This is a genomic window from Amycolatopsis echigonensis (assembly GCF_002846615.1).
In the GTDB taxonomy this organism is placed as follows: domain Bacteria; phylum Actinomycetota; class Actinomycetes; order Mycobacteriales; family Pseudonocardiaceae; genus Amycolatopsis; species Amycolatopsis echigonensis.
This window is the reverse complement of the sequence record NZ_PJMY01000003.1, coordinates 338131-358486: the sequence shown is the minus strand read 5'-3', so window position 1 is coordinate 358486 and position 20356 is coordinate 338131. Positions and strand designations below refer to the sequence as shown.

Annotated in this window: 20 protein-coding genes; 13 read left to right on the top strand and 7 right to left on the bottom strand. The window is 70.1% G+C overall.

All coding sequences use genetic code 11. From position 1 onward, the window contains the following. Both ATK30_RS06130 and ATK30_RS06125 read left to right on the top strand, forming a co-directional pair. Entirely contained in the window at positions 1-1293 is a 1293-nt protein-coding gene (locus ATK30_RS06130) for an amidohydrolase (RefSeq protein WP_101440664.1), read from the top strand. An 8-nt stretch (positions 1294-1301) separates the two neighbouring features. Next, on the top strand, positions 1302-1646 hold the full coding sequence (locus tag ATK30_RS06125; protein WP_101434706.1) for a DUF3099 domain-containing protein: 345 nt from the start codon (positions 1302-1304) through the stop codon (positions 1644-1646). A gap of 275 nt (positions 1647-1921) precedes the next feature. Here ATK30_RS06125 and ATK30_RS06120 read toward each other — a convergent pair whose 3' ends face one another. From ATK30_RS06120 to ATK30_RS06110, 3 genes are read right to left on the bottom strand one after another with little or no spacing between them, the layout of a single operon-like run. Beyond that, the gene (locus ATK30_RS06120; RefSeq protein ID WP_101434705.1) at positions 1922-2791 is read right to left on the bottom strand and encodes a carbohydrate kinase family protein; all 870 of its coding nucleotides are present in this window, start codon (positions 2789-2791) and stop codon (positions 1922-1924) included. Next, a complete protein-coding gene (locus tag ATK30_RS06115) occupies positions 2788-3702 on the bottom strand; it encodes a pseudouridine-5'-phosphate glycosidase (protein ID WP_101434704.1) in 915 nt (304 codons plus the stop codon). The genes ATK30_RS06120 and ATK30_RS06115 overlap by 4 nt, the downstream gene beginning before the upstream one ends. Before the next feature lie 9 nt (positions 3703-3711). Then, positions 3712-4368, bottom strand: coding sequence for an HD domain-containing protein (locus ATK30_RS06110; RefSeq protein ID WP_101434703.1), 657 nt, complete (start codon positions 4366-4368; stop codon positions 3712-3714). A gap of 84 nt (positions 4369-4452) precedes the next feature. Between ATK30_RS06110 and ATK30_RS06105 the strand changes: the two genes are divergently transcribed. Together ATK30_RS06105 and ATK30_RS06100 are read left to right on the top strand one after the other, a co-directional pair. Continuing rightward, complete coding sequence (locus ATK30_RS06105; protein ID WP_020657970.1) at positions 4453-4695, top strand: DUF3039 domain-containing protein; 243 nt, start codon at positions 4453-4455, stop codon at positions 4693-4695. A gap of 128 nt (positions 4696-4823) precedes the next feature. Then, a complete protein-coding gene (locus ATK30_RS06100) occupies positions 4824-5672 on the top strand; it encodes a hypothetical protein (protein ID WP_167441847.1) in 849 nt (282 codons plus the stop codon). 1 nt (position 5673) lies between these two features. Here the strand turns inward: ATK30_RS06100 and ATK30_RS06095 are convergent, their stop codons facing one another. Beyond that, the gene (locus ATK30_RS06095) at positions 5674-6936 is read right to left on the bottom strand and encodes a YihY/virulence factor BrkB family protein (RefSeq protein WP_167441846.1); all 1263 of its coding nucleotides are present in this window, start codon (positions 6934-6936) and stop codon (positions 5674-5676) included. Positions 6937-7148: 212 nt separating this feature from the next. Between ATK30_RS06095 and ATK30_RS06090 the strand changes: the two genes are divergently transcribed. The 5 genes from ATK30_RS06090 (at position 7149) to ATK30_RS06070 (ending at position 13901) form a co-directional block, all read left to right on the top strand. Continuing rightward, positions 7149-8894: a DEAD/DEAH box helicase gene (locus ATK30_RS06090; protein ID WP_101440661.1), complete on the top strand. Its 1746-nt coding sequence runs from the start codon at positions 7149-7151 to the stop codon at positions 8892-8894. Between the two features lie 359 nt (positions 8895-9253). After that, positions 9254-10390 (top strand): sugar ABC transporter substrate-binding protein, encoded by a 1137-nt coding sequence (locus ATK30_RS06085; RefSeq protein WP_101434701.1) that lies wholly within the window; start codon positions 9254-9256, stop codon positions 10388-10390. Positions 10391-10481: 91 nt separating this feature from the next. Then, entirely contained in the window at positions 10482-11255 is a 774-nt protein-coding gene (locus tag ATK30_RS06080; protein ID WP_101434700.1) for an ATP-binding cassette domain-containing protein, read from the top strand. A 20-nt stretch (positions 11256-11275) separates the two neighbouring features. Continuing rightward, complete coding sequence (locus ATK30_RS06075; RefSeq protein ID WP_101440660.1) at positions 11276-12709, top strand: sugar ABC transporter permease; 1434 nt, start codon at positions 11276-11278, stop codon at positions 12707-12709. 22 nt (positions 12710-12731) lie between these two features. Beyond that, positions 12732-13901: an ROK family transcriptional regulator gene (locus ATK30_RS06070; RefSeq protein ID WP_167441845.1), complete on the top strand. Its 1170-nt coding sequence runs from the start codon at positions 12732-12734 to the stop codon at positions 13899-13901. 436 nt (positions 13902-14337) lie between these two features. Here ATK30_RS06070 and ATK30_RS06065 read toward each other — a convergent pair whose 3' ends face one another. Beyond that, entirely contained in the window at positions 14338-14517 is a 180-nt protein-coding gene (locus ATK30_RS06065) for a DUF7455 domain-containing protein (protein WP_037358805.1), read from the bottom strand. A gap of 341 nt (positions 14518-14858) precedes the next feature. On the opposite strand from ATK30_RS06065, the gene ATK30_RS06060 reads away from it, so the two are divergent. From ATK30_RS06060 to ATK30_RS06050, 3 genes are all read left to right on the top strand, one after another. Next, positions 14859-15659 carry an EamA family transporter gene (locus ATK30_RS06060; RefSeq protein ID WP_101440658.1) on the top strand — a complete coding sequence of 267 codons (801 nt, stop codon included), beginning with the start codon at positions 14859-14861 and terminating at the stop codon, positions 15657-15659. A 64-nt stretch (positions 15660-15723) separates the two neighbouring features. Then, positions 15724-17076 (top strand): type I glutamate--ammonia ligase, encoded by a 1353-nt coding sequence (locus ATK30_RS06055; protein ID WP_167441844.1) that lies wholly within the window; start codon positions 15724-15726, stop codon positions 17074-17076. Next, positions 17064-17822, top strand: a complete 759-nt coding sequence (locus ATK30_RS06050; RefSeq protein WP_101434698.1) for a DUF6885 family protein — start codon at positions 17064-17066, stop codon at positions 17820-17822. Before ATK30_RS06055 ends, ATK30_RS06050 begins: the two co-directional genes overlap by 13 nt. On the opposite strand, the gene ATK30_RS06045 is transcribed toward ATK30_RS06050, so the two are convergent. Next, a complete protein-coding gene (locus tag ATK30_RS06045; RefSeq protein WP_101434697.1) occupies positions 17789-18178 on the bottom strand; it encodes a winged helix-turn-helix transcriptional regulator in 390 nt (129 codons plus the stop codon). The two genes, ATK30_RS06050 and ATK30_RS06045, sit on opposite strands and share 34 nt — an antisense overlap. 83 nt (positions 18179-18261) lie before the next feature. On the opposite strand from ATK30_RS06045, the gene ATK30_RS06040 reads away from it, so the two are divergent. Further along, a complete protein-coding gene (locus ATK30_RS06040; protein WP_101434696.1) occupies positions 18262-18882 on the top strand; it encodes an NAD(P)-dependent oxidoreductase in 621 nt (206 codons plus the stop codon). A gap of 2 nt (positions 18883-18884) precedes the next feature. Here the strand turns inward: ATK30_RS06040 and ATK30_RS06035 are convergent, their stop codons facing one another. Further along, positions 18885-20318, bottom strand: a complete 1434-nt coding sequence (locus ATK30_RS06035) for an APC family permease (protein ID WP_101434695.1) — start codon at positions 20316-20318, stop codon at positions 18885-18887. Between the last annotated feature and the right edge of the window lie 38 nt (positions 20319-20356).

The window sequence follows — 20356 nt, the reverse complement described above, 5'->3', positions numbered from 1 at the left end:
ATGAGCATCGTGACCACCGAGACCACCGAGCGTGTCCTGGCTCCGCTTGAAGCGGCACTGCCGGAGCTTGAAGCGCTGTACGTCGATCTGCACCGTCATCCCGAGTTGGCGTTCACCGAGACCCGTACGGCAGCGGAGCTGGCCCGACGGCTGACTGAAGACGGCTTCGAGGTGCACACCGGCATCGGTCGCACCGGCGTCGTCGGCGTGCTTCGTAACGGCGAAGGACCGACTGTGCTGCTTCGTGCGGACATCGACGCGTTGCCGGTCGAGGAGCAGACGGGGCTCTCGTACGCGAGCACTGCGCGCGGTGTTGACTCCGAGGGGCGCGATGTGCCGTTGATGCATGCTTGCGGGCACGACATGCACGCGACGTGGCTCTCCGGGGCGGCGCATCTCCTCGCGGCTTCGCGGGATGAGTGGTCAGGCACGTTGCTCGCGCTGTTCCAGCCCGGGGAAGAGGCCGGCGACGGCGCTGCCGGGATGGTTCGGGACGGTCTTTTCGAGCGTGTCGGCCGTCCCGACGTGGTCTTCGGGCAGCACATCGTGCCTGGTCCGGCTGGGTGGGTGCTGACTCGTCCCGGCGTGATCATGGCCGCGACCGACACGCTGCGGATCACCCTGCACGGCCGCGGCGGGCATGGTTCGCGGCCGGAAACCACGGTCGACCCGGCGGTGCTGGCCGCGTCTGTGGTGCTCAAGCTGCAAACGATCGTGTCGCGCGAGACCGCTGCGACTGAGCCTGCCGTGGTGACTGTCGGCTCGATGCACGTGGGGACCGCGGCGAACGTGATCGCCGACCATGCCGTGCTGGAGGTCAATACTCGCGCCTTCGACGACGCGGTGCTGGTGCGGCTGCGCAAGGCGATCGAGCGGATCGTGAACGGTGAAGCCGCCGCTGCGGGAGCGCCTCAGCCGCCGACTGTGGAGGTCGTCGCGTCGTACCCGGTCACGGCGAACGACGCTGCCGCGTCGGATGAGCTGACCGAGGTGTTCCGCGGGCACTTCGGTGCTGAGGCGACGATGCCCGCGCCGTTGGTGACCGGCAGCGAGGACTTCAGCGAGTTCGGCCGCGCGGCAGGCGTACCGTCGGTGTTCTGGCTGGTCGGTGGCTTCGACGCGCAACAGGTGATCACCGCGATGACCGAGGGGCGGTTCGAGACCGACGTGCCGTCGAACCACTCGTCCAAGTTCGCGCCGGTGCTGCATCCGACGCTGCGGACCGGGGTCGAGACATTGGTCGTCGCCGCTTTGTCCCGGTTCGCTCGCCCGGGTGTCGCGGAAGGGCGGTGAGTGAGACGATGGAACGCGGAGGTGGTGCTGTGAACGCACCCCACGGAGCTGATCCCCGCCCCGAGCCTGTGCTGATCACCGAGGCCGAGCCGTCGCTGGACGATCAGCTCGCGGCACGGAAGCGGAAGTACGTCATCATGATGGTGTGCCGGATTCCGTGCCTCGTGCTGGCCGGGCTGACGTATCACACGTGGTGGCTGGCGATTTTGTTCTTGGTGATTTCGGTGCCGTTGCCGTGGATCGCGGTGCTGATCGCCAATGACCGGCCGCCTCGGAAGTCGGAGAAGGTCAACCGGTATGCGCGGGACGCCCGGGCGATCGAGGGGCGGAAGCATCGGGTGATTGACGGGTAGGTCCCGGGGCTGCTCGTCGCCTGGCGGCGACATTGCGCCCCGTTGTGCGTGGGGGCACCCCGAAGCCCATTGTGCTGACGGACGGCGGGTGCTTGTCAAGGCGGGAAAGATGCCTTGACAAGCACCCGCCGTCCGCATTTCCGGCTTCGTATCGGGGTGCGGGGGTGGTGTGGGTGCTTGGCTGGTCTGGGAGCGCCGGCGGCGGTTGGGTGGTCCGTGAAGGGCTCCTTGAGGGAATCTAAGTACCTGAAGGGGCCCCTCACGGAACGCTGTCGTTAGGGCTGGGGACCGATGCGGCTTACGGCCAGTGCGCCTAGTTGGGTGCCTGCGCGCAGGACGTCCACTGTGGACTTTCCGGCCAGCCAGGTGGTGAGGACGCCTGCGTCGAAGGCATCGCCCGCGCCGGTCGAGTCGACGCAGTTCGTTTCCACTGCGGGTGCTGAGGCGACGCCGTTCGCGTCGATCCAGCTTGCTCCGGCTAGGCCTGCGGTGACCACGACCGCGCCGACTGCGTCCAGTAGCTCCGTGGCGGAGGACGGGTCCGCGGAGCCGGTCAGGGCGACCAGTTCTTCGGTGTTCGGCATGAGCAGGTCGGTGCCGCGTACGTCGTCCAGGAAGGCTGCCGGGTCGTGGATGTGGGCGGCTGCTTGGGGATCCACCGAAGTGGTCAGGCCCGCTTCTTTGGCGGCGGCCAGGGCGGCCAGGCCCGCGGGGCGCGAGGACGGGTCGAGCAGGACGTAGCCGGACAGGTGCAGGTGGGTGGAGCCGGTCAGGGCGTCCGCGGTGACGTCCTCGGGGGCGAAGCGTTTGTTGGCGCCTCGGTCGGCGAGCATGCTGCGTTGGCCTTCGCCGTCTACGAGGACGACCACACAGCAGGTCGCGGCCTCGGGGTCGGTCGCGAAGGCGCAGCGGACCCCTGCGGCTTCCAGTTCGGCCCGGATCAGGCGGCCTCCGGAGTCGTTGCCGATCCGGGCGATCAGGGTCGTTTCCGCGCCCAGGGAACGGAGCCACAACGCGGTGTTCGCGCCGGCGCCGCCACCGGTGAAGCGGATTGCCGCTCGGGCGTCGCCGCCGTGGGGGAGGGGTTGGTCGTGCCGGGCGACGACGTCCAGGCCTGCGTCGCCGACTACTACGATTCCGGTCACGACAGGGCCACCGCTACCTCGGTCGCGAGTTTGGCATTCGAGAGCACCAAAGCTTCGTTCGCGTCGATGCTGACGCCTTCGCTGGCGCTGTGGAAGTGCTCCAGCAGCACCGGGGTCACGTCCGCGCCGTGCACGTCGGCGTCGGCCAGTTTCGCCAGGCCTTCTTGCAACAGCCGGTCGTGCAGGGCACGGTCCATTTCGGACTCTTCCGGGATCGGATTGGTCAACAGCACACCGGAATTCGCGTAGCGGCGGTGGGCGGAGATGACCGCCGCGGCTTGTTTCGCGTCCTCGACCCGCCAGCCGACCGGGTGGCCGGAGGAGCGGAGGTAGAACGCGGGGAAATCGTCGGTGCGGTAACCGAGGACGGGCACCGAGTTCGTTTCCAGCACTTCCAGGGTGGCGGCGATGTCCAGCACCGACTTCACGCCGGAGCACACGACCACGGTCGGCACCTTGGCGAGCACGCCGAGGTCTGCCGAGACGTCCCAGCTCTGTGCCGCGCCCAGGTGCACGCCGCCGAGGCCGCCGGTCGCGAAGACGCCGATCCCGGCTGCCGCGGCGAGTGCCGAGGTGCCGGCGACGGTGGTGGCACCGGAGCGGCCCAGGCCGACGGCGGGGCCGAGGTCGCGCAGGGACAGCTTGTCCAGGCCCGCGTCCGGGGCGCAGACGCGCTCGAGTTCGGCGGGGGAGAGGCCGATGACTGGCCGTCCGTCCAGCACGGCGATGGTGGCCGGTACGGCGCCGCCGTCCCGCACGGTTTGCTCGACGCGGCGGCCGACGTCGAGGTTCCGCCCGTACGGAAGGCCGTGCGAAAGGATCGTGCTCTCGAGGGCGACGACGGGGTGGCCGTCACGCAACGCCGAGGCGACTTCCTCGTGCACGAACAGGGGAGTGGTCTGGGTGGTCACAAACGGACATCATCTGCGATCGCCGAGCACAATGCGGCATCGGGTCAGCTCTGCCCGCAGGTTCTGGCGCGCGGCGGCTTCCCAGCGTGAGCGGGCGCTTTCGGTGAGGTACAGCGCGGGCCGGGCGAGGAGGTTTTCCAGAACGGCGGCGCGGCCGGTCGCCCAAGCGTCGTCGGGGTAGCGCGCGTACTCCTCTCGCACGTTGTCCACGTACGCGGCGTGCACGGCGGGCGGTGCGCCGAGGATGGCTAGGTCGGCGTCGAGGAGTGCTGCTGCGGCGAAGTCGCCTTCAGGTGCTTCGTGCGCGGCAGTGGCGAGAACGAGGGCTTCGGCCTGGTCGATGTGCGCGTCGGCAACCCCTGCGCGCGTGAGCCAGCGGCGAAGCCATTCCGCGCTGCGCTGTTCGTCTTCGCCGGGTACGGCGTCGTAGACGACGTCGTGTGCCCACGCGGCAAGTACGACGACGGCGCGTTCATGGAAGGGCAGGTCGGCCGCGAGTTGCTCGGCGTCGTGCGCGACGGCGGAGGCGTGGGCGAGGTCGTGGTAGCGGCGGTGCGGCTCGCGGTAGCGCATTTCGAGGTCGGCCCAGGCGTCCTGGCCGACGTGGTGGTCGCCGCCGAGCCGGGCGAGGCAGGTGTGCCACCGGGGTGCGGACTCGTGCGGCATCCGGGCTCCTGAGGGCTCCCTGGGCAGGTCAGGCGAGCGTATCCGGGCATGACCGCGGGCGCGGCGCTGAGGCATGATGGTGGGGTGAGCACCGAAACGCTGACCAAGCCGGAGACCGACAGCACCGAGTCGACCGACGACGACTCGCCGAAGATGTTCCACTACGTGCGCAAGAACAAGATCGCCGAAAGCGCGGTCATGGGCACGCACGTGGTGGCGCTCTGCGGCGAGGTCTTCCCGGTCACGAAGTCGCCCAAGCCGGGGTCCCCCGTCTGCCCCAAGTGCAAGAAGATCTACGAGGGCCTCCGTCCCGGCGGCGACGACTGAGCGAGTTTCCCGCGTGTCCCGGTGCGCGGGAACAAAGGTGAAAATCCTTCACTCGGTGGCTGTGCACCCGGGGAGGAACTGGTAGACCTGCAGTCCGGCCAGTCGCCTCCCCGCAGGAGTGTCCCCGCATGCGCGCAACCGGGATCGTGCTTTCCCTCGTCGTCCTGCTGTCCGCCTTCAGCGCCGTCGCGGCGGGCGCCGCGGACGCGGTGACCGGATGGACCACCGTCGGCTCCGACCGGGCCCGTCCGCTCGACGAGAGCCAGGGCCTCGCCACCGTCGAACGCCCGTCGGGCACCAGCATCCGCTACACCGGCATCGGCACGATCGACCCGGGTCTGGCCGCCAAGGGCTGGAACCACATCGGCGACCCGGGGTCCGCGAAGGGCTGGTATGTCGAGCCCTACCAGCGGGACGACCGCGGCGCGAAACTCTTCCGCGTCGAGGCCCCGGACGGCTCCCGCGCCGACTACCAGCACGCGCTGGAATCGTGGGAGGCCAACAACAATTCGTTCGCCGCGGTGTCGCCCGACGCGCGCTGGCTGGTGTCCGGCGAATGGGGCACCATGGACCGCCTGCTCGTCTACCCGATGCCCGGCGTCGCGGCCACCGATCCGGGCCAGAACCTGCCGTACGCGTCGGCGATCCGGCTCGACCACCCGGTCCGCGACGTCCAGGGCTGCGATTTCGTCTCCGCCACCCGGCTCATGTGCTCGTCCGATGACCCGGACGGCAGCCTCTTCGGCACCACCAAACCGTTGCTGCAGGTCGATCTCTCCGGCGCGGTCTCCGGCTCCGACGTCACCGGGCACGTCACCTCGCTCGGCCAGCTTCCGCTGGAAAGCGGCTGCAGCGGCACCTTCGAGGTCGAGGGCATCGACTACGACGAGCGCGACGGCACCCTGCGCGTGGTCGTGATGTCGCCGAGCGTCTGCGTCGCCTTCGACAGCAAGACGTGGCGGTTCCGCCAGGGCTGAGTCAGCCTTGCCTCGGACGGCCCTGGCGCGGTTCCGGGCCGGAAGACGACTCGGAACCGGCGCGTTCGTCCGAACGCTCCGGCCTCGCGAGCTGCACGGTCTCCGCTCCGGTGTGGTTCGCCTCGGCGCCGTTCTGTTCGCCGGGGCCGGCGTCGGCGTCGGCGTCGTTCTCGGAGTGCCGTTTCGGCCGCCGCAACGGCATCGTCGTGCGGTCCCACAGCCGGCGGCCCTCCTCGGCGCGCATCCGTTCGTTCGCGCGCTCCATCTCCAGCCGCCGCCATTTGCGCCGCTGCCGCCGGGTCGCCTTCGCCGGCCACAGCTCCTGGATCGCGCTGTTGAAATACGCGCCGCCGACCACCGCGAGGCCGATGAAGAACATCAGCAGCAGGAACGCGATCGGCGCGGCCAGCGCGCCGTAGGTGTAGCCGGTTTTGGTGATCCAGTTCAGGTAGATCCGCAGCCCGATGCTCGACACGAGGAACACCACGCCGGCCAGCACCGCGCCCGGCAGTCCGCGGTGCCAGGGCAGCCGCCGCGGCAGCGCGAGCTTGTACAGCGTCGTCAGCGCGAGCGCGATCATCACGCCCAGCACCGGGTAGTAGAGCGCGCCGACCCACGACGAGACCGTCGGACGCCAGTCGACCGGGAAGAACTCCGGCAGCAGATCCGGCCCGATCGCCAGCAGCGGCAGCCCGATCACGAGCCCGATCAGCGCGCACAGGTACAGCAGCAGGGCGAAAATCCGCTGCCACACCTCATTGCGGACGCCGTACTGGTCGTGCGCGACGGTGATCGCGTCGACGAACGACGACATCGCCGACGAGCCCGCCCACAGCGAGATGACGAAGCCCACCGACACGATCTCGCCCTTGCCGACGGTGAGGATGCTGTTCACCGTCGGTTCGATGATCTCCTGCACCGCGTTGGCGCTGAAAATGGTGTGGCTGAAGGTGATGATCCGGTCGTGCACGGCGGTGACCACGTTCTGGCCGAACCACTCGCCGATGAACCCGACGCTGCCCAGCAGCCCGAGCAGCAGCGGCGGCAGCGACAGCGTCTGCCAGAAGGCCGCCTCGGCGGCTTCCGAGAAGATGTTGCCGTCCCATGCTTTCGCGAGCGTGCGGGTGAGGAGCCGCCACGGCCCCCTGCGCACGGTCTTCTCCGGCACGGTCTTCTCCGGCACGCTCTTCTTCGGCACTGCCTCGCCGTTCGGCACTGCCTCGCCGGCGTCCGGTGTCACCTCGCCCATGGTGTGTTCCAGCATGGTCCATGCGCGCGGTTTTGGCTCGTCACCCCCGCCGAGAGGGGGCGTGTCGGGCGACACCACCCGTGGCGGTGGCGGGCGCCCGGGGACTCGGAAGGTAAGCTGGCCGACGTGCCCTCATCGCGGCGCCCGGCGGCGAAGCCGGTGCCACAGTGGGGGTTTTCGCACGTCACGGCCGCGCTGAGCGGCCCGAGGAGGGGGTGAACCGAGTTTTGTCCGAGACGACCCAGCCGGTCCTCGGGGCGCCGCCCGCAGCGACGGACTCCACCGCGCGCCCGCTGCGCGCCTGGCAGCGCCGAGCGCTCACGAAGTACCTGTCGAGCAAGCCGAAGGACTTCCTCGCGGTCGCGACGCCGGGCGCGGGCAAGACCGTCTTCGGCCTCCGGATCGCCGCCGAACTGCTCTCGGACCGCACGGTCGAGGCGGTCACGATCGTCACCCCGACCGAGCACCTGAAGCACCAGTGGGCGGCCTCGGCCGCGGCGGCGGGCATCCCGATCGACTCGAACTTCCGCAACACCACCGGCGTCACGTCGTCGGACTACCGCGGCGTCGCGGTCACCTACGCGCAGGTCGCCGCGCACCCCACGCTGCACCGGGTGCGCACGGAGAACCGCAAGACCCTGGTGATCCTCGACGAGATCCACCACGCGGGCGACGCGAAGTCCTGGGGCGATGCGACCAGCGAGGCGTTCACGCCCGCGGTGCGCCGCCTCGCGCTCACCGGGACCCCGTTCCGCAGCGACGACTCGCCGATCCCGTTCGTCACCTACGAACCGGACGCGGGCGGGTTCCAGCGCAGCAAGGCAGACCATTCCTACGGCTACGCCGACGCCCTCGCCGACGGCGTGGTCCGGCCGGTCGTCTTCCTCGCCTACTCCGGCGAGGCGTCGTGGCGGACCAGCGCGGGCGAGGAGTTCACCGCGCGGCTGGGCGAACCGCTCACCGCGGAGCAGAACGCGCGGGCCTGGCGCACCGCGCTCGATCCGGCGGGCGAGTGGATCCCGGCGGTGCTGCAGGCCGCCGACACCCGGCTCAGCCAGGTGCGCCAGGGCATCCCGGACGCGGGCGGCCTGGTGATCGCCACCGACCAGGACACCGCGCGCGCCTACGCCAAGATCCTGGAGCGGATCTGCGGCGAAACGCCGACGCTGGTGCTGTCCGACGACCCGAAGGCGTCCGGGCGGATCAAGGAGTTCTCCGAGACCACGGAACGCTGGATCGTCGCGGTCCGGATGGTGTCGGAAGGCGTCGACGTCCCCCGGCTGGCCGTCGGCGTGTACGCGACGAGTGCGTCCACCCCGCTGTTCTTCGCCCAGGCCATCGGCCGCTACGTGCGGGCCCGGAAAAAGGGCGAGACGGCGAGCATCTTCCTGCCGAGCGTGCCTGTGCTGCTGGAGCTGGCCAGCGAGCTGGAAGCGCAGCGCGACCACGTGCTCGGCAAACCGCACCGGGAGAAGGAAGGCTGGGACGACGAACTGCTCGCCCAGGCCAACCGCACCGAGGACGAACCGGGCGAGGAGGAGAAGGCGTTCACCTCGCTGCACGCCTCGGCCGAGCTCGACCAGGTCATCTACGACGGCAACTCGTTCGGCACCGCGGTCTTCTCCGGCTCCGACGAGGAGCAGGAGTACCTCGGCCTCCCCGGCCTCCTGGAGCCGGACCAGGTCCGCGCGCTGCTGCGCAAGCGGCAGGAAGAGCAGATCTCGGACGAGAAGCGGCGCAAGCCGAAGGCCGAGGAGCAGGCCGCCCCGGCGCCCCGGCCGCAGTCGGTGAGCGAACGGCTCGGCGCGCTGCGCAAGGAACTCAACGCGCTGGTCGGCGTGTACCACCACCGCACGAAGAAACCGCACGGCGCGATCCACAACGAGCTGCGCCGCCAGTGCGGCGGCCCGCCCACCGCGATGGCGACAGTGGAGCAGCTGGAAGAGCGGATCGTCACGCTGCGCTCCTGGTAGTTCTCCGGGCCGCGCGGCGGGGCGAAGGCCGTCTCGCCGCGCCTCGCGCACCCTCCTTTTCCTGGTAGAACGGTTCGTCCGGTTCGATCCGGGCGCCTCGACGGGCACCGTCGTGCCCCGGACCGGACAAGTCCGGACACCTTCTCGTTACGCTCAGTGCGTGGCACGGATCACTCCGTCAGTTCAGGGCGCAGATTAGGGCTGCGTTGCCGAACCGTGTCCATTTGGTGTCAGTTACTCGATCCCGCCATCTTCCGCAGAGCCGCTCGGCGGCATATGTTGTCGGCCACAACATATCTGCGACGGTGCACCGGGGCTTCCCCGATCACCCCGCGAGCATGATCGGAGAAGGAACGAGGATGCGCAGCAGAACCCTTACCCTCCTCGCCGCGACGGTGAGCGCCGGCCTGGCGCTTTCGGCGTGCGGCGCCAACAGTGCGGGCTCCGGGAACTCGGGGGGCACCAACAGCTCCGCCTCCGCTCCCGCGGGCGGCGGCGCCAGCGGCAAGGTCGGCGTGATCCTGCCGGAGACCGCCACTTCCGCCCGCTGGGAAGCCTTCGACAAGCCGATGCTGCAGGCCGCGCTCTCCGCGCAGGGCTTCAGCGCCGACATCGAGAACGCCCAGGGCGACAACCAGAAGTTCTCCACCCTCGCCGACGGCTTCATCAGCCAGGGCGTCAAGGTGCTGATCATCGCCCCGTCCGACCCGGCGGTCGGCGCGGCGATCGAGGCCAAGGCCAAGACCGCGGGCATCCCGGTCATCGACTACGACCGCCCGAGCCTCGGCGGTTCGGCCGACTACTACGTCTCGTTCGACAACGAGAAGGTCGGCGAGATCCAGGCGCAGGGCCTGGCCGACGCGCTGAAGAGCAAGCCGGGAGCCAACGTCGTCCAGATCGAGGGCGCGCCGACGGACAACAACGCGACGCTGTTCGGCAACGGCCACGACAAGATCCTCAAGCCGCTGTACGACGCCAAGACGCTGAACCTGGTGCAGAAGCAGGCCATCGACAACTGGGACGCCCAGGTCGGCGGCACCACCTTCGAGCAGATCTTCACCCGGGTCAACGGCAAGGTCGACGGCGTCGTCGCGGCGAACGACGAGCTCGCCGGCGCGGTGATCACCGTGCTGAAGAAGAACGGGCTCAACGGCAAGGTCCCGGTCACCGGCCAGGACGCGACCCCGGCCGGCCTGCAGGCGATCCTGCGCGGCGACCAGACGCTGACGATCTTCAAGCCGATCAAGGAAGAGGCCGAGAACACCGCCAAGCTGGCCGCCGCGCTGGCCAAGGGCGACAAGGCGGCCGCGGACGCGATCGCGACCGGCAAGCTGCACGACCCGAAGAACAACCGCGACCTGAAGTCGGTGCTGCTTCAGCCGCAGCTGATCACGATCAAGGACGTCAAGACCGTCGTCCAGCAGGGCTACGTCAAGGCGTCCGACATCTGCACCGGCGACCTCGCCGCCAAGTGCACCGCAAACGGCATCTCCTGACGCCGTAACTCCCCGCCAGAGCAGCCGGGCCGGGACGCGTTCCCCCGACACGCGTTCCGGCCCGGCACCCACGCGAGAGACAAGCGAATCCATGAGCGAGCCCATTCTCGACATCACCGGCCTGAACAAGAGCTTCGGCCCGGTCCACGTCCTGCACGACGTGGACTTCGGCGTGCGGGCGGGCGAAGTGACCGCGCTCGTCGGCGACAACGGGGCCGGCAAGTCCACTTTGGTCAAATGCATCGCGGGCATTCACCCGTACGACACGGGATCCGTGCGGTTCAACGGTGCCGACGCGCACATCCGCGGCCCGAAGGACGCCGCCGAACTCGGCATCGAGGTCGTGTACCAGGACCTGGCCCTCGCCGACAACCTCGACATCGTGCAGAACATGTTCCTCGGCCGCGAGCGCGGCAGCAGCTGGCTGCTCGACGAGGCCAGCATGGAGAAGGCCGCGCGCGAGACGCTGGCGTCGCTGGGCGTGCGCACGGTGAAATCGGTCCGCACGCCCGTTTCCGCGCTCTCGGGCGGGCAGCGGCAGACCGTCGCGATCGCGAAATCCGTGCTGTGGAACAGCAAAGTCGTCATCCTCGACGAGCCGACCGCGGCGCTCGGCGTCGCGCAGACCAAGCAGGTGCTCGACCTGGTGCGCAGGCTCGCCGAACAGGGCCTCGGCGTCGTGCTGATCAGCCACAACATGGCCGACGTCTTCGAGGTCGCCGACCGGATCGACGTGCTCTACCTCGGCCGGCTCGTCGCGGACGTCCAGACCAAGGACGTGACGCACAGCCAGGTCGTCGAACTCATCACCGCGGGCCGTTCCGGCGATCTCGGCCTGGCCCGCCCCGAAGCCGTCGCGCTGTGAGCAGCGAGAAAGAACCCGCCATGACCGAAACTTCCGCGAAGCCGGAGAAGCAGGAGGCCCCCGCGGGGGCGATCGCCGACTTCGGCATCGACACCACCTCGATGTCCACCGGCGAGGCGATCAAGGACTACTTCGCGCGGATGAAGGACGGGCAGCTCGGCTCGATTCCCGCCGTGCTCGGCGTGATCGCGCTCGCCGTCCTGTTCAGCGCGCTCTCCGGCGACTTCTTCACGCTCCGCAACATCGCGAACCTGCTGGAGCAGGGCGCGGGGCAGACCATCATCGCGATGGGCATCGTGTTCGTGCTGCTGCTCGGCGAGATCGACCTGTCGGCGGGCACCGCGTCCGGCGTGTGCGCGTCGCTGATGGCGCTGCACTACGTCCGCAACGGAAACCTGCTGGGCGTCATGGGAACCGGCGTCTTCATCACGTTCATCGCGGTGCTCGTGCTCGCGGTGGTGCTGGCGCTGCTGCAGAAAATCTGGGCCGGGGCGGCGGTTTCGCTGGTCGGCATCGTGGTGATCCTGATCGGCGCGCCGGTGAACGCGTGGGTCGAAATGGTCATCGCGATCTGCACCGGCACCGCGATCGGCTGCATCACCGGCTTCCTGGTGTCGAAGATCGGCATGCCGTCGTTCGTCGTCACGCTGGCGCTGTTCATCGTGTGGCAGGGCGTGATCCTGCAGTTCGTCGGCGAAGGCGGCACGCTGCCGATCAGCACGAGCGACACGCTCAACGCGGTCGCCAACGGCAATCTTTCGATCCTCGGCAGCTGGGTGCTGTTCGTGGTCGCGGCAGGCGGATACGCGGTCCTCGCGCTCGGACAGCATTTCTCGCGGCTGAAGCGCGGGCTGGTGGTCCAGCCGACGCCGATCGTGCTGGCGAAGGTCGCCGCCGTCGCGGTCCTCGCCGCGGTCGCGACTTACCTGCTCACCATCAACCGGGCGTCGAACGACCTCGTCGTGATCTCGGGCGTGCCGTACGTGGTGCCGATCGTCCTGGCCCTGCTGGTGGCGGGCACGTACGTGCTCAACCGCACCAAGTACGGCCGGCACCTGTACGCGGTGGGCGGCAACAAGGAAGCCGCGCGCCGGGCCGGCATCAACGTGCCGAAGCTGCGCACCAGCGTGTTCGTGATCAGCTCGTCCTTCGCGGCGATCGGCGCGATCGTGTACTCGTCGAAGGTCGGCTCCGTCAGCGGCCAGTCCGGCGGCTTGAACACGCTGCTGTTCGCGGTCGGCGCGGCGGTCATCGGCGGCACCTCGCTGTTCGGCGGCAAGGGCCGGATCATGGACGCGGTGATCGGCGGCGCGGTGCTGGCGATCGTGAACAACGGGCTCGGCCTGCTCCAGCAGAAGGCCGCGGTGGTCAACATCATCACCGGTCTGGTGCTCTTGCTGGCCGCGACTGTCGACGCGCTGTCGCGACGGCGGGCTGAAGCGTCGGCCCGCTGAGGGCTGATGGGAAGATGAGCCGGTGAGCAGCCCGCCCGTCGCCCGTCCGGACGAGGTGCGCCGGCACAACCGCACGACCCTGTTGCGCCTGCTGCACGTCGGCGGGCCCAGTACGCGGGCCGCACTGGCCACCGAACTGGGGCTCAACCGGAGCACCATCAAAACCCTCGTAGACGGCCTCGCCGAGGCGGGCGTGGTCGAGGAGAAAGTGCCGAGGCCGGGGCGAGGGGCGGGCCGCCCCTCGCTCCTGGTCCTCCCGCAGCCGCACGCCGCGGTCGTGCTCGCGGTCGACCTGCAGGTCGAGCACGTGGCGATCGCGCTGGTCGGGCTCGGCGGGCAGATCCTCGGGCGCAACAGCTGGAACCTGCACGGCCGGACGCGCACGGCGGACGAGGTCATCACCCACGTGATCGAGTCGACCCGGGTGCTGGCCGGGGACCTCGGCGTGGAGCCGATCGCGGCCGGGGTGTCGGTGCCCGGGGTGGTGCGGCGGGCCGACGGCCTGGTGCACGAAGCGCCCAACCTGCGGTGGACCGACGTGGCGCTCGGAGACCGGCTGTCGGCGGTGCTGCGGATTCCGGTGCTGGTGGCCAACGACGCCGAGCTGGGCGCGGTCGCCGAGCATTTGCGAGGGGCGGCTCGGGGGTCTTCGGATTCGGTGTACGTCTCGGCGGACGTCGGCGTCGGCGGCGGGGTGATTTCGCAGGGATCGTCGCTGCGCGGGGGCGCGGGGTACGTCGGCGAGATCGGGCACATGGCGATCCGGCCCGGCGGGCGGGCTTGCTATTGCGGGAGCCGGGGGTGCTGGGAGACCGAGATCGGCGAGGCGGCGTTGTGCCGTGCGCTGGGGCTGCCGGAGGACACGCCTCGCGGGGCGATTCTGGTGGAGCTGCGGGAGCTGAGGCTGGATCCTGACTCGGCTGCTTCCCGGCTCGAGGAGTACGCGGAGTGGCTCACGCTGGGGCTGGTCAACGTGGTCAATCTGCTGGGGCCCGAGCTGGTGGTGCTGGGGGATTTGCTCACCGTGCTGCCGGAGACGGTGATGCGGTCGGTCGCCGACGAGGTGCGGCGGCGGAGCCTGGTGTCGCGGGCCGCTGGCGGGACTCGGATCGTGAGTTCGGCGCTGGGGGCGGATGTGAAGCTGCTGGGGGCGGCTGAGGTGGCGTTCGAAGTGGTGCTGGATACGGTGTGAGGTTTTTCTCGGCGGCCGTGAGGCTGTTCCCGGCAGTGCGGGTGGGCACCCCGAAGCCGGATTGTGCTGACGGTCCGGGGGTGGCTTCGTATCGGGGTGCTGGGAGCGGGCTGGGCGCCCCGGCTGGGTGAAGTGCGCTGGTGCATGTTTAGGGCCGTTGCCGGGGAGGCTGGCCTAGCGTGACCGCGGTCGCCTGGACTCTGAAGAAAGCGCTCGCCTGGTTGATGGCCGGGATGCGTCGAGGCGGCAGTCGTGATGCGCGCCCAGCGGCACGCGAGAGGCCAGACCTCGGTCAGGCCAGCCCCAAGCTGTGCGCAGGGCACCGGGGCCGCACAAAGTCGAGAGCGCGAAGGCCTCAGTCGCCCGGCCGGAAAACGCCGGAGGCGGCAAGCGCGTGCGCCTGCCGCCTCCGGAGCGAATCTGTCGGTGAGCGAACTTACTTCTGGATCTCCGCGGCCAGTTCCTTGAGCTTGGCCTCGTGCTCGCGGGCGTGGTGCCCGCAGAAGAGCAGCTCGCCTCCGGAGCTGAGGACAGCGCGTACCTGAGCTGCTGCTCCGCACCGGTCGCATCGGTCGGCTGCGGTCAATTCGGGGCGGGTGAGCGTGGGTGTTGTCATGGGGGTCTCCCTCCGTCCCGGCACCGGTCGCCCGGTGCCTCGATCCAGCTACGCCCACTTCGGTCTCGATGCCTTCGGCGGGGATCGCTTCCGGCTCCGCGGTGTTCGTGCTTCCACTCTTGCAGACGTTTGGCGGCCCGCAAGTGTTCCCGCGCCGGTGGGAGGTGCGTCACGCCGAATTAGCCCGGATGCCGCAGCGGCGTCCCAATCCGTAGGACCAGACCACCCGGCGCAGGGCGTTTTCCGTGGTCAGGCACCATGCGGGAGTGGGCATTGCACTCTCCTGGAAACGCGTGAACGCGATTCCGGCACCGGTCTTGTTCGTTCTCAGCGGAATTTCGATGTATGCCGGTGCGGCCATCGCGGTCGACCTTTTCGGGCACGCCACGCCGTCGGGGGTTGCGTGGCTGCGCTGTCTCGGGGCGGCCGTCGTCCTGTTGCTGTGGCGGCGGCCGCCGAAGGCCGCTTGGCGGGGCAAGCGGCTGCTGCTCGCGGGCGCGTTCGGGATCGTGACGGCCGGGATGAACGTGGTCTTTTACGAGGCCATCGCGCGGTTGCCGCTGGGCACGGTGGTCGCGCTGGAATTCGCCGGTCCGGTGGTCGTCGCGGCGGTCGGGTCGCGTACGCGGCGGGACCTGATCGCGCTGGTCCTGGTGGCGGTCGGGGTGGTCGCGATCGCGGACGTGCGGATCGCGGGCAGTCCGCTCGGCGTCGTGTTCGCGCTGGCCGCGGCGGCTGCGTGGGCGGGGTACATCGTGCTCGGCAAGCGGGTCGCGATCGGCGGGGACGGACTGGATTCGCTGGCGGTCGGGTTCGCGGTGGCGACCGTCGTGCTGTCGCCGCTCGCGCTCGGCACCGGGGAAGTGTGGGCTTCGCCACGCATGCTGCTGCTCGGGATCGGCGTCGGCGTGCTGTCGACCGTCGTGCCGTACGCACTCGACCAAGTGGTCCTGCGCCGGCTCGGCCAGGCCCGGTTCGCCGTGCTGCTGGCGTTGCTGCCGGTGACGGCCGGGGTCGTCGGGTTCCTGGTCCTCGCGCAGGTGCCGAGCGTCGTCGAAGCGCTCGGGACGCTCGCGGTCGTCGCCGGGGTGGCGTTGCGCAGCAGGGAAGACGCCGGACCGGTCACTGAGCCGCCCGGGTGAACATCCGCGGATGGCCCGGGCGGGCCCGGCCCGCGATACTGATCCCGAGCCCGAGGAGGTTGCCATGACCAAGGCGGCGTCGGCGGCGGCGAAGGACCTCGCCGCGGCGGGGGTCGTTGGCGTCCACCTGACCTGGGCGGACAACAACGGCATCCCGCGTTCGCGCGTGGTCCCCATCGGCGGGCTGGCCGACGCGGCCGTCCGCGGCGTGGGCGCGACCTCGCTGTTCGCTGTCTTCGACAGCCACGACGCCATCACCTACGCCCATTCCGGCCTCGGCACCCCGTCCGGCGACATCCGGCTGGTGCCAGTCATGGAACGGCTCCGCCGGCTCGCCGGGCAGCCCGCGCTCGCCTGGGCACCGGTGCGGCAGCTCGCGGCGGACGGTTCGCCGTGGTCGTACTGCCAGCGTTCCGTGCTGGAGCGGCAGGTCGCCGAGGCGGCGAAGCGTGGTCTCGAATTCCGTGCCGGGTATGAGCTGGAGTTCTCCGTCGCTCCCGCGGGCAGCGAGGACGTCGTGTCCGCGCCCGGACATCGCGGTCCCGCGTACAGCCCGCACGCGCTCATCGGCCTGGACGAGTTCATTGCCGCGCTGCTGCACGATTTCGCCGCGAACGGACTGCAGATCGGCCAGCTGCACGCGGAATACGGCGTGGCGCAGCTGGAATTGTCGCTCGCCGCAACGGATCCGGTCTCCGCAGCGGACGATCAGCTGCTGGCGCGCCAGACCATCCACGCGGCCGCGCACGCACACGGACTCGTGGCGAGTTTCGCGCCGATGATCGGCCTCGAGGCTGCCGGGAACGGCTGGCATTTGCACACTTCGGTCCGTCGCAAGGGCCGCAACCTCCTGGCCGGTGACGGCGTGCCGGAAGGCGATGGCGCGGCCTACGTCGGCGGGCTGCTGCGGGATTTGCCTGCGCTGACGGCGATCACGGCACCGAGCGTGCCTTCGACGATGCGGTTGCGGCCCGGGTTTTTCGCTGGTGCGTACGCGTTTTGGGGCGTGGAGAACCGCGAAGCGCCGCTGCGGTACATCCCGGGCACGGCGTTGCTCGGCGTGGAGCACGCGAATGTCGAGCTGAAGACGTCGGACGCGTCGGCCAATCCGTATCTCGCGCTGGCCGTCGTGCTCGCTGCCGGAATGGCCGGGATCAAGGATTCGGCCGTCCTGCCCGAGCCGATCGCGGAGGACCCGGGCGGCTGGAGCGAAGGGGAACGGAACACCGCGGGCGTGCTGCCGCTCCCGGCGAGTCCGTCCGAACAGGACACCGCGCTGCTGGCGAATCCGCGCGTGTCCGGGGCGCTGGGGGACGAGCTGCTCGGCGCGTTCCGCGCGGTGCGCGCCTCGGACGCGACGTGGGCCGCCGAGCGGGCGCCCGAGGAGATCGTGGCGGCGCATCTGTGGCGGTACTGAACACGGGGCTTTCCGACGTCCACTGGCTTCCCGGCGGTGCGCGCCTGGTCGCCGAAGCCAGAGCGGAACTGCCGCAGAAGGACGGTTTGGCGGCGGCCTTCGCCGGACTCGTGACACTGCGAGCGGCGGACATCGCGGTGCCGGACCAGGACGAGGTGGCGATCGCTGCCGGGACGGTGCGCGGATCGACCAGCCGCCCGGAAGGCGCGTTGTCCCGCACCGACTTCCGCCTTCGAGTGCCCTTCGACGAGACTGCGGCGGGCACCTCGCTGGACGGCTTGGCCACAGCGATCCGGACCCTGTCGGCGGGGAGGCTGGCAGTGGTTCCGGCGCTGGGGGAGTGGGACCCTTCGACCGTCTCGGATCTGTTGCTGGGCCTGTGGGAATTGCCGCGGGTGGCGGTGCTGGCGCGGGTCGACCCGGCGGAACTGGGGTCGCCGGACACGCCGGAACGCGCGCTGCTGGACTACCTCGACACCGGTGTCCCTCCACTGTGGACGAACCGGTGGCGGCCGCCCGCGCCGCATCACGTGCTGATCGCCGGAGTGCGGCTCGGCGCGGAGGGAACCTTGCTGTCCGTTGTGGACACTTATCGCGAGCTGGGCGAGGACGGCGTCCACGACCAGCCGGTGGAATGGATCGCGGCGGGGCTGGAATCGGTGCTGCTGGTGGCGGACGCCCGGCACGCGGAGGCGTTGGCGCAGGCGGTTTCCTACGCGGGGCTGCGCAGCGGCGGCGCGTCGTAGCGCTCCTGAGCGTCCAGCAATTCCTCCCAATGCTCAGCGACCCAGCCGTACACCACCTGCATCGGCTCCAGCAGGCTGCGGCCCAGCGGGGTCAGCGCGTACTCGACCCCCGACGCGGGATCGGCGTGCGCCGTGCGGGACACCAGCCCTGAGCGTTCGAGACCGCGCAGCGTCTGGGTCAGCACCTTCGGCGTGACCCGGGGCAACGGAACCCGCAGTTCGGAGAACCGGCGCGGCCCGTCTTCCAGGCAGCGGATGACCAGCGCCGACCACTTGTCCCCGAACCGGAACGGCACCAGCGAGGACGGGCACAGCTCCTCGAACAGATCGGGAGGCAATGGCTGCCGGACGGTCATCGCGGTCTCCTCTCAGTATCCCGGAGGGAACCGGCCCCCTGGCTACCTTCCAGAGCATCGACACGCCAGGAGGTATTCCCACGATGAGCAAGATCGTCATTTTCGGCGCGGGCGGCCGGGCCGGACGCCAGGCGGTCGCGGAGGCACGACGGCGCGGGCACGACGTCACCGCCGTGGTCCGCGATCCCGAGCGCTACCGCGACTTGGCCGATGTCGTCGCTGGCGATGTCACCAACGCGGTGGACGTCGCAGCGCTCGCCGCCGGGCACGACGCGGCCGTCAACGCGGCCGCGGTCTACGGCGAGGGCACCGACCCGGACGCCTTCTTCACCGGCGCCGCCCGCGCTCTCGTCACCGGGCTGCGGCAGGCCGGGGTGGACCGGCTGGTCGCGGTCGGGCTGTCCGCGCTGCTGCCCGCCGCGGACGGAACCCCGGTGCTGGACGCGATTCCGGCCGAGTTCCGGCCGTTCTGCCTGGCACACGCGGCAGGGCTCGAAGTGTTGCGCACCGAGGGCACCGGGCTGGACTGGGTGTACGTCAGCCCGGTCGGCGACTTCGACCACGACGGCGAGCGCACCGGTCGCTACGAAATCGGCGAGCACGGCGACCTCTCCGTCACGATCTCGTACGCCGATTTCGCCGTGGCGCTGCTCGACGAGGTCGAGAACCCGCGGCACGTCCGCGTCCACCTCGCGGTGGCCTGAACCTACTTGGCGAAGCGGGAGTGCTTTCGGCCGTAGAAGAAGTAGATCAGCAGGCCGATCACCAGCCAGGCGGCGAACCGGATCCAGGTCATCACGTCGAGGTTCAGCGTCAGGTAGAAGCACGCCAGCGCGGTGATGATGGGGAGGACCGGCGAGAACGGCACGGTGAAAGGCCGCTTCAGGTCCGGGCGGCGTTTGCGCAGCACCGGCACCGCGACCGCGACGATGATCATCGCCGACAGCGCGCCGATGCTGACCATGTCGGCCAGCGCGGAGATCGGCACGAACGCCGCCAGCACCGCGATCAATGCGGCCCCGCCGATGGTCATCCGGTGCGGCGTGCCCCAGCGCGGGTGCGCCGTGCCGATCGCCTTGGGCAGCAGGCCGTCGCGGCCCATCGCGAAGCCGATCCGGCCGATCGTGACCAGTTCGACCATCATCACCGACGTCAGCCCGGTGACCGCGCCGAGCGAGATCAGCGCGCCGACCCAGTGCTGGCCGACCCGGTCGAACGCGTCCGCGAGCGGCGCGCCGGAGTCGATGTCGGTGTAGTGGACCATGCCGGTGAGCACGATCGACACGCCGATGTAGAGCACCGCGCACACGGCCAGCGCGCCGAGGATGCCGACGCGGAGGTCCTTGCGCGGGTTGATGGTCTCCTCGCCGAGGTTGGCGAGCGCCTCGAAGCCGGTGTAGGCGAAGAACACGACAGCCGCGGCGGTGACCATGCCCGCGATGCCGTACACCGACTGCTCGAGCCCGAGAGCGGCCTGGACCACCGGCTGGTGCAACGCGCTGGAGCTGCCCGACGGCGGCTGCGCGGTCGGGACGAACGGGGTGAGGTTCGAGCCCTTCACGAAGAACACGCCCACGGCGAGGATGAGCACGCAGACCGCGACCTTGACCAGCACCAGCAGGTTCGTGAGCCACGAGGACTCCTTGATGCCGACCACGGCCACGACCGTCAGCACCGCGATGATCAGCACCGCGCCGACGTTGACCGTCGCGTCCTCCCCGAACCACTCCGGCGACAGCCCGAGCAGGTTCGCGAGATACCCGGACCAGCTGCGCGACACCACGGCCGCGCCGAGCGCGAACTCCAGCAGCAGGTCCCAGCCGATGATCCAGGCGAAGATCTCGCCGAGCGTGGCGAAGGCGTAGGTGTAGGCGCTGCCCGCGGTCGGCACGCTCGAGGCCAGCTCGGCGTAGCAGAGCGCGGCGAGGCCGGCGACCACCGCGCCGATCACGAACGACAGCGTGACCGACGGCCCGGCGTGCGTCTTCGCCTCGACCCCGGCGAGGGTGAAGATCCCGGTGCCGATGATGATGCCGACGCCGAAGCCGACCAGGTCGCGCCCCCTGAGCCGCCGCTTCAGCTCGCCGGATTCCTGCCGCTTGAGGACTTCGTCGACGTCGAGAGTTCTCCGCTCGCCCATGGGGGAACGTTAGAAGGTCACGCCCGGATGCGCAGATC

What these genes read in the sequence shown, in the direction of transcription:
- ATK30_RS06060 (WP_101440658.1), top strand. Translation starts at nt 14,859, where the DNA reads ATGTATGCCGGTGCGGCCATCGCGGTCGACCTTTTCGGGCACGCCACG.
- ATK30_RS06125 (WP_101434706.1), top strand. Translation starts at nt 1,302, where the DNA reads ATGGAACGCGGAGGTGGTGCTGTGAACGCACCCCACGGAGCTGATCCC.
- ATK30_RS06035 (WP_101434695.1), bottom strand. Translation starts at nt 20,318, where the DNA reads ATGGGCGAGCGGAGAACTCTCGACGTCGACGAAGTCCTCAAGCGGCAG.
- ATK30_RS06095 (WP_167441846.1), bottom strand. Translation starts at nt 6,936, where the DNA reads ATGCTGGAACACACCATGGGCGAGGTGACACCGGACGCCGGCGAGGCA.
- ATK30_RS06040 (WP_101434696.1), top strand. Translation starts at nt 18,262, where the DNA reads ATGAGCAAGATCGTCATTTTCGGCGCGGGCGGCCGGGCCGGACGCCAG.
- ATK30_RS06085 (WP_101434701.1), top strand. Translation starts at nt 9,254, where the DNA reads ATGCGCAGCAGAACCCTTACCCTCCTCGCCGCGACGGTGAGCGCCGGC.
- ATK30_RS06080 (WP_101434700.1), top strand. Translation starts at nt 10,482, where the DNA reads ATGAGCGAGCCCATTCTCGACATCACCGGCCTGAACAAGAGCTTCGGC.
- ATK30_RS06100 (WP_167441847.1), top strand. Translation starts at nt 4,824, where the DNA reads ATGCGCGCAACCGGGATCGTGCTTTCCCTCGTCGTCCTGCTGTCCGCC.
- ATK30_RS06075 (WP_101440660.1), top strand. Translation starts at nt 11,276, where the DNA reads ATGACCGAAACTTCCGCGAAGCCGGAGAAGCAGGAGGCCCCCGCGGGG.
- ATK30_RS06055 (WP_167441844.1), top strand. Translation starts at nt 15,724, where the DNA reads ATGACCAAGGCGGCGTCGGCGGCGGCGAAGGACCTCGCCGCGGCGGGG.
- ATK30_RS06065 (WP_037358805.1), bottom strand. Translation starts at nt 14,517, where the DNA reads ATGACAACACCCACGCTCACCCGCCCCGAATTGACCGCAGCCGACCGA.
- ATK30_RS06130 (WP_101440664.1), top strand. Translation starts at nt 1, where the DNA reads ATGAGCATCGTGACCACCGAGACCACCGAGCGTGTCCTGGCTCCGCTT.
- ATK30_RS06045 (WP_101434697.1), bottom strand. Translation starts at nt 18,178, where the DNA reads ATGACCGTCCGGCAGCCATTGCCTCCCGATCTGTTCGAGGAGCTGTGC.
- ATK30_RS06110 (WP_101434703.1), bottom strand. Translation starts at nt 4,368, where the DNA reads ATGCCGCACGAGTCCGCACCCCGGTGGCACACCTGCCTCGCCCGGCTC.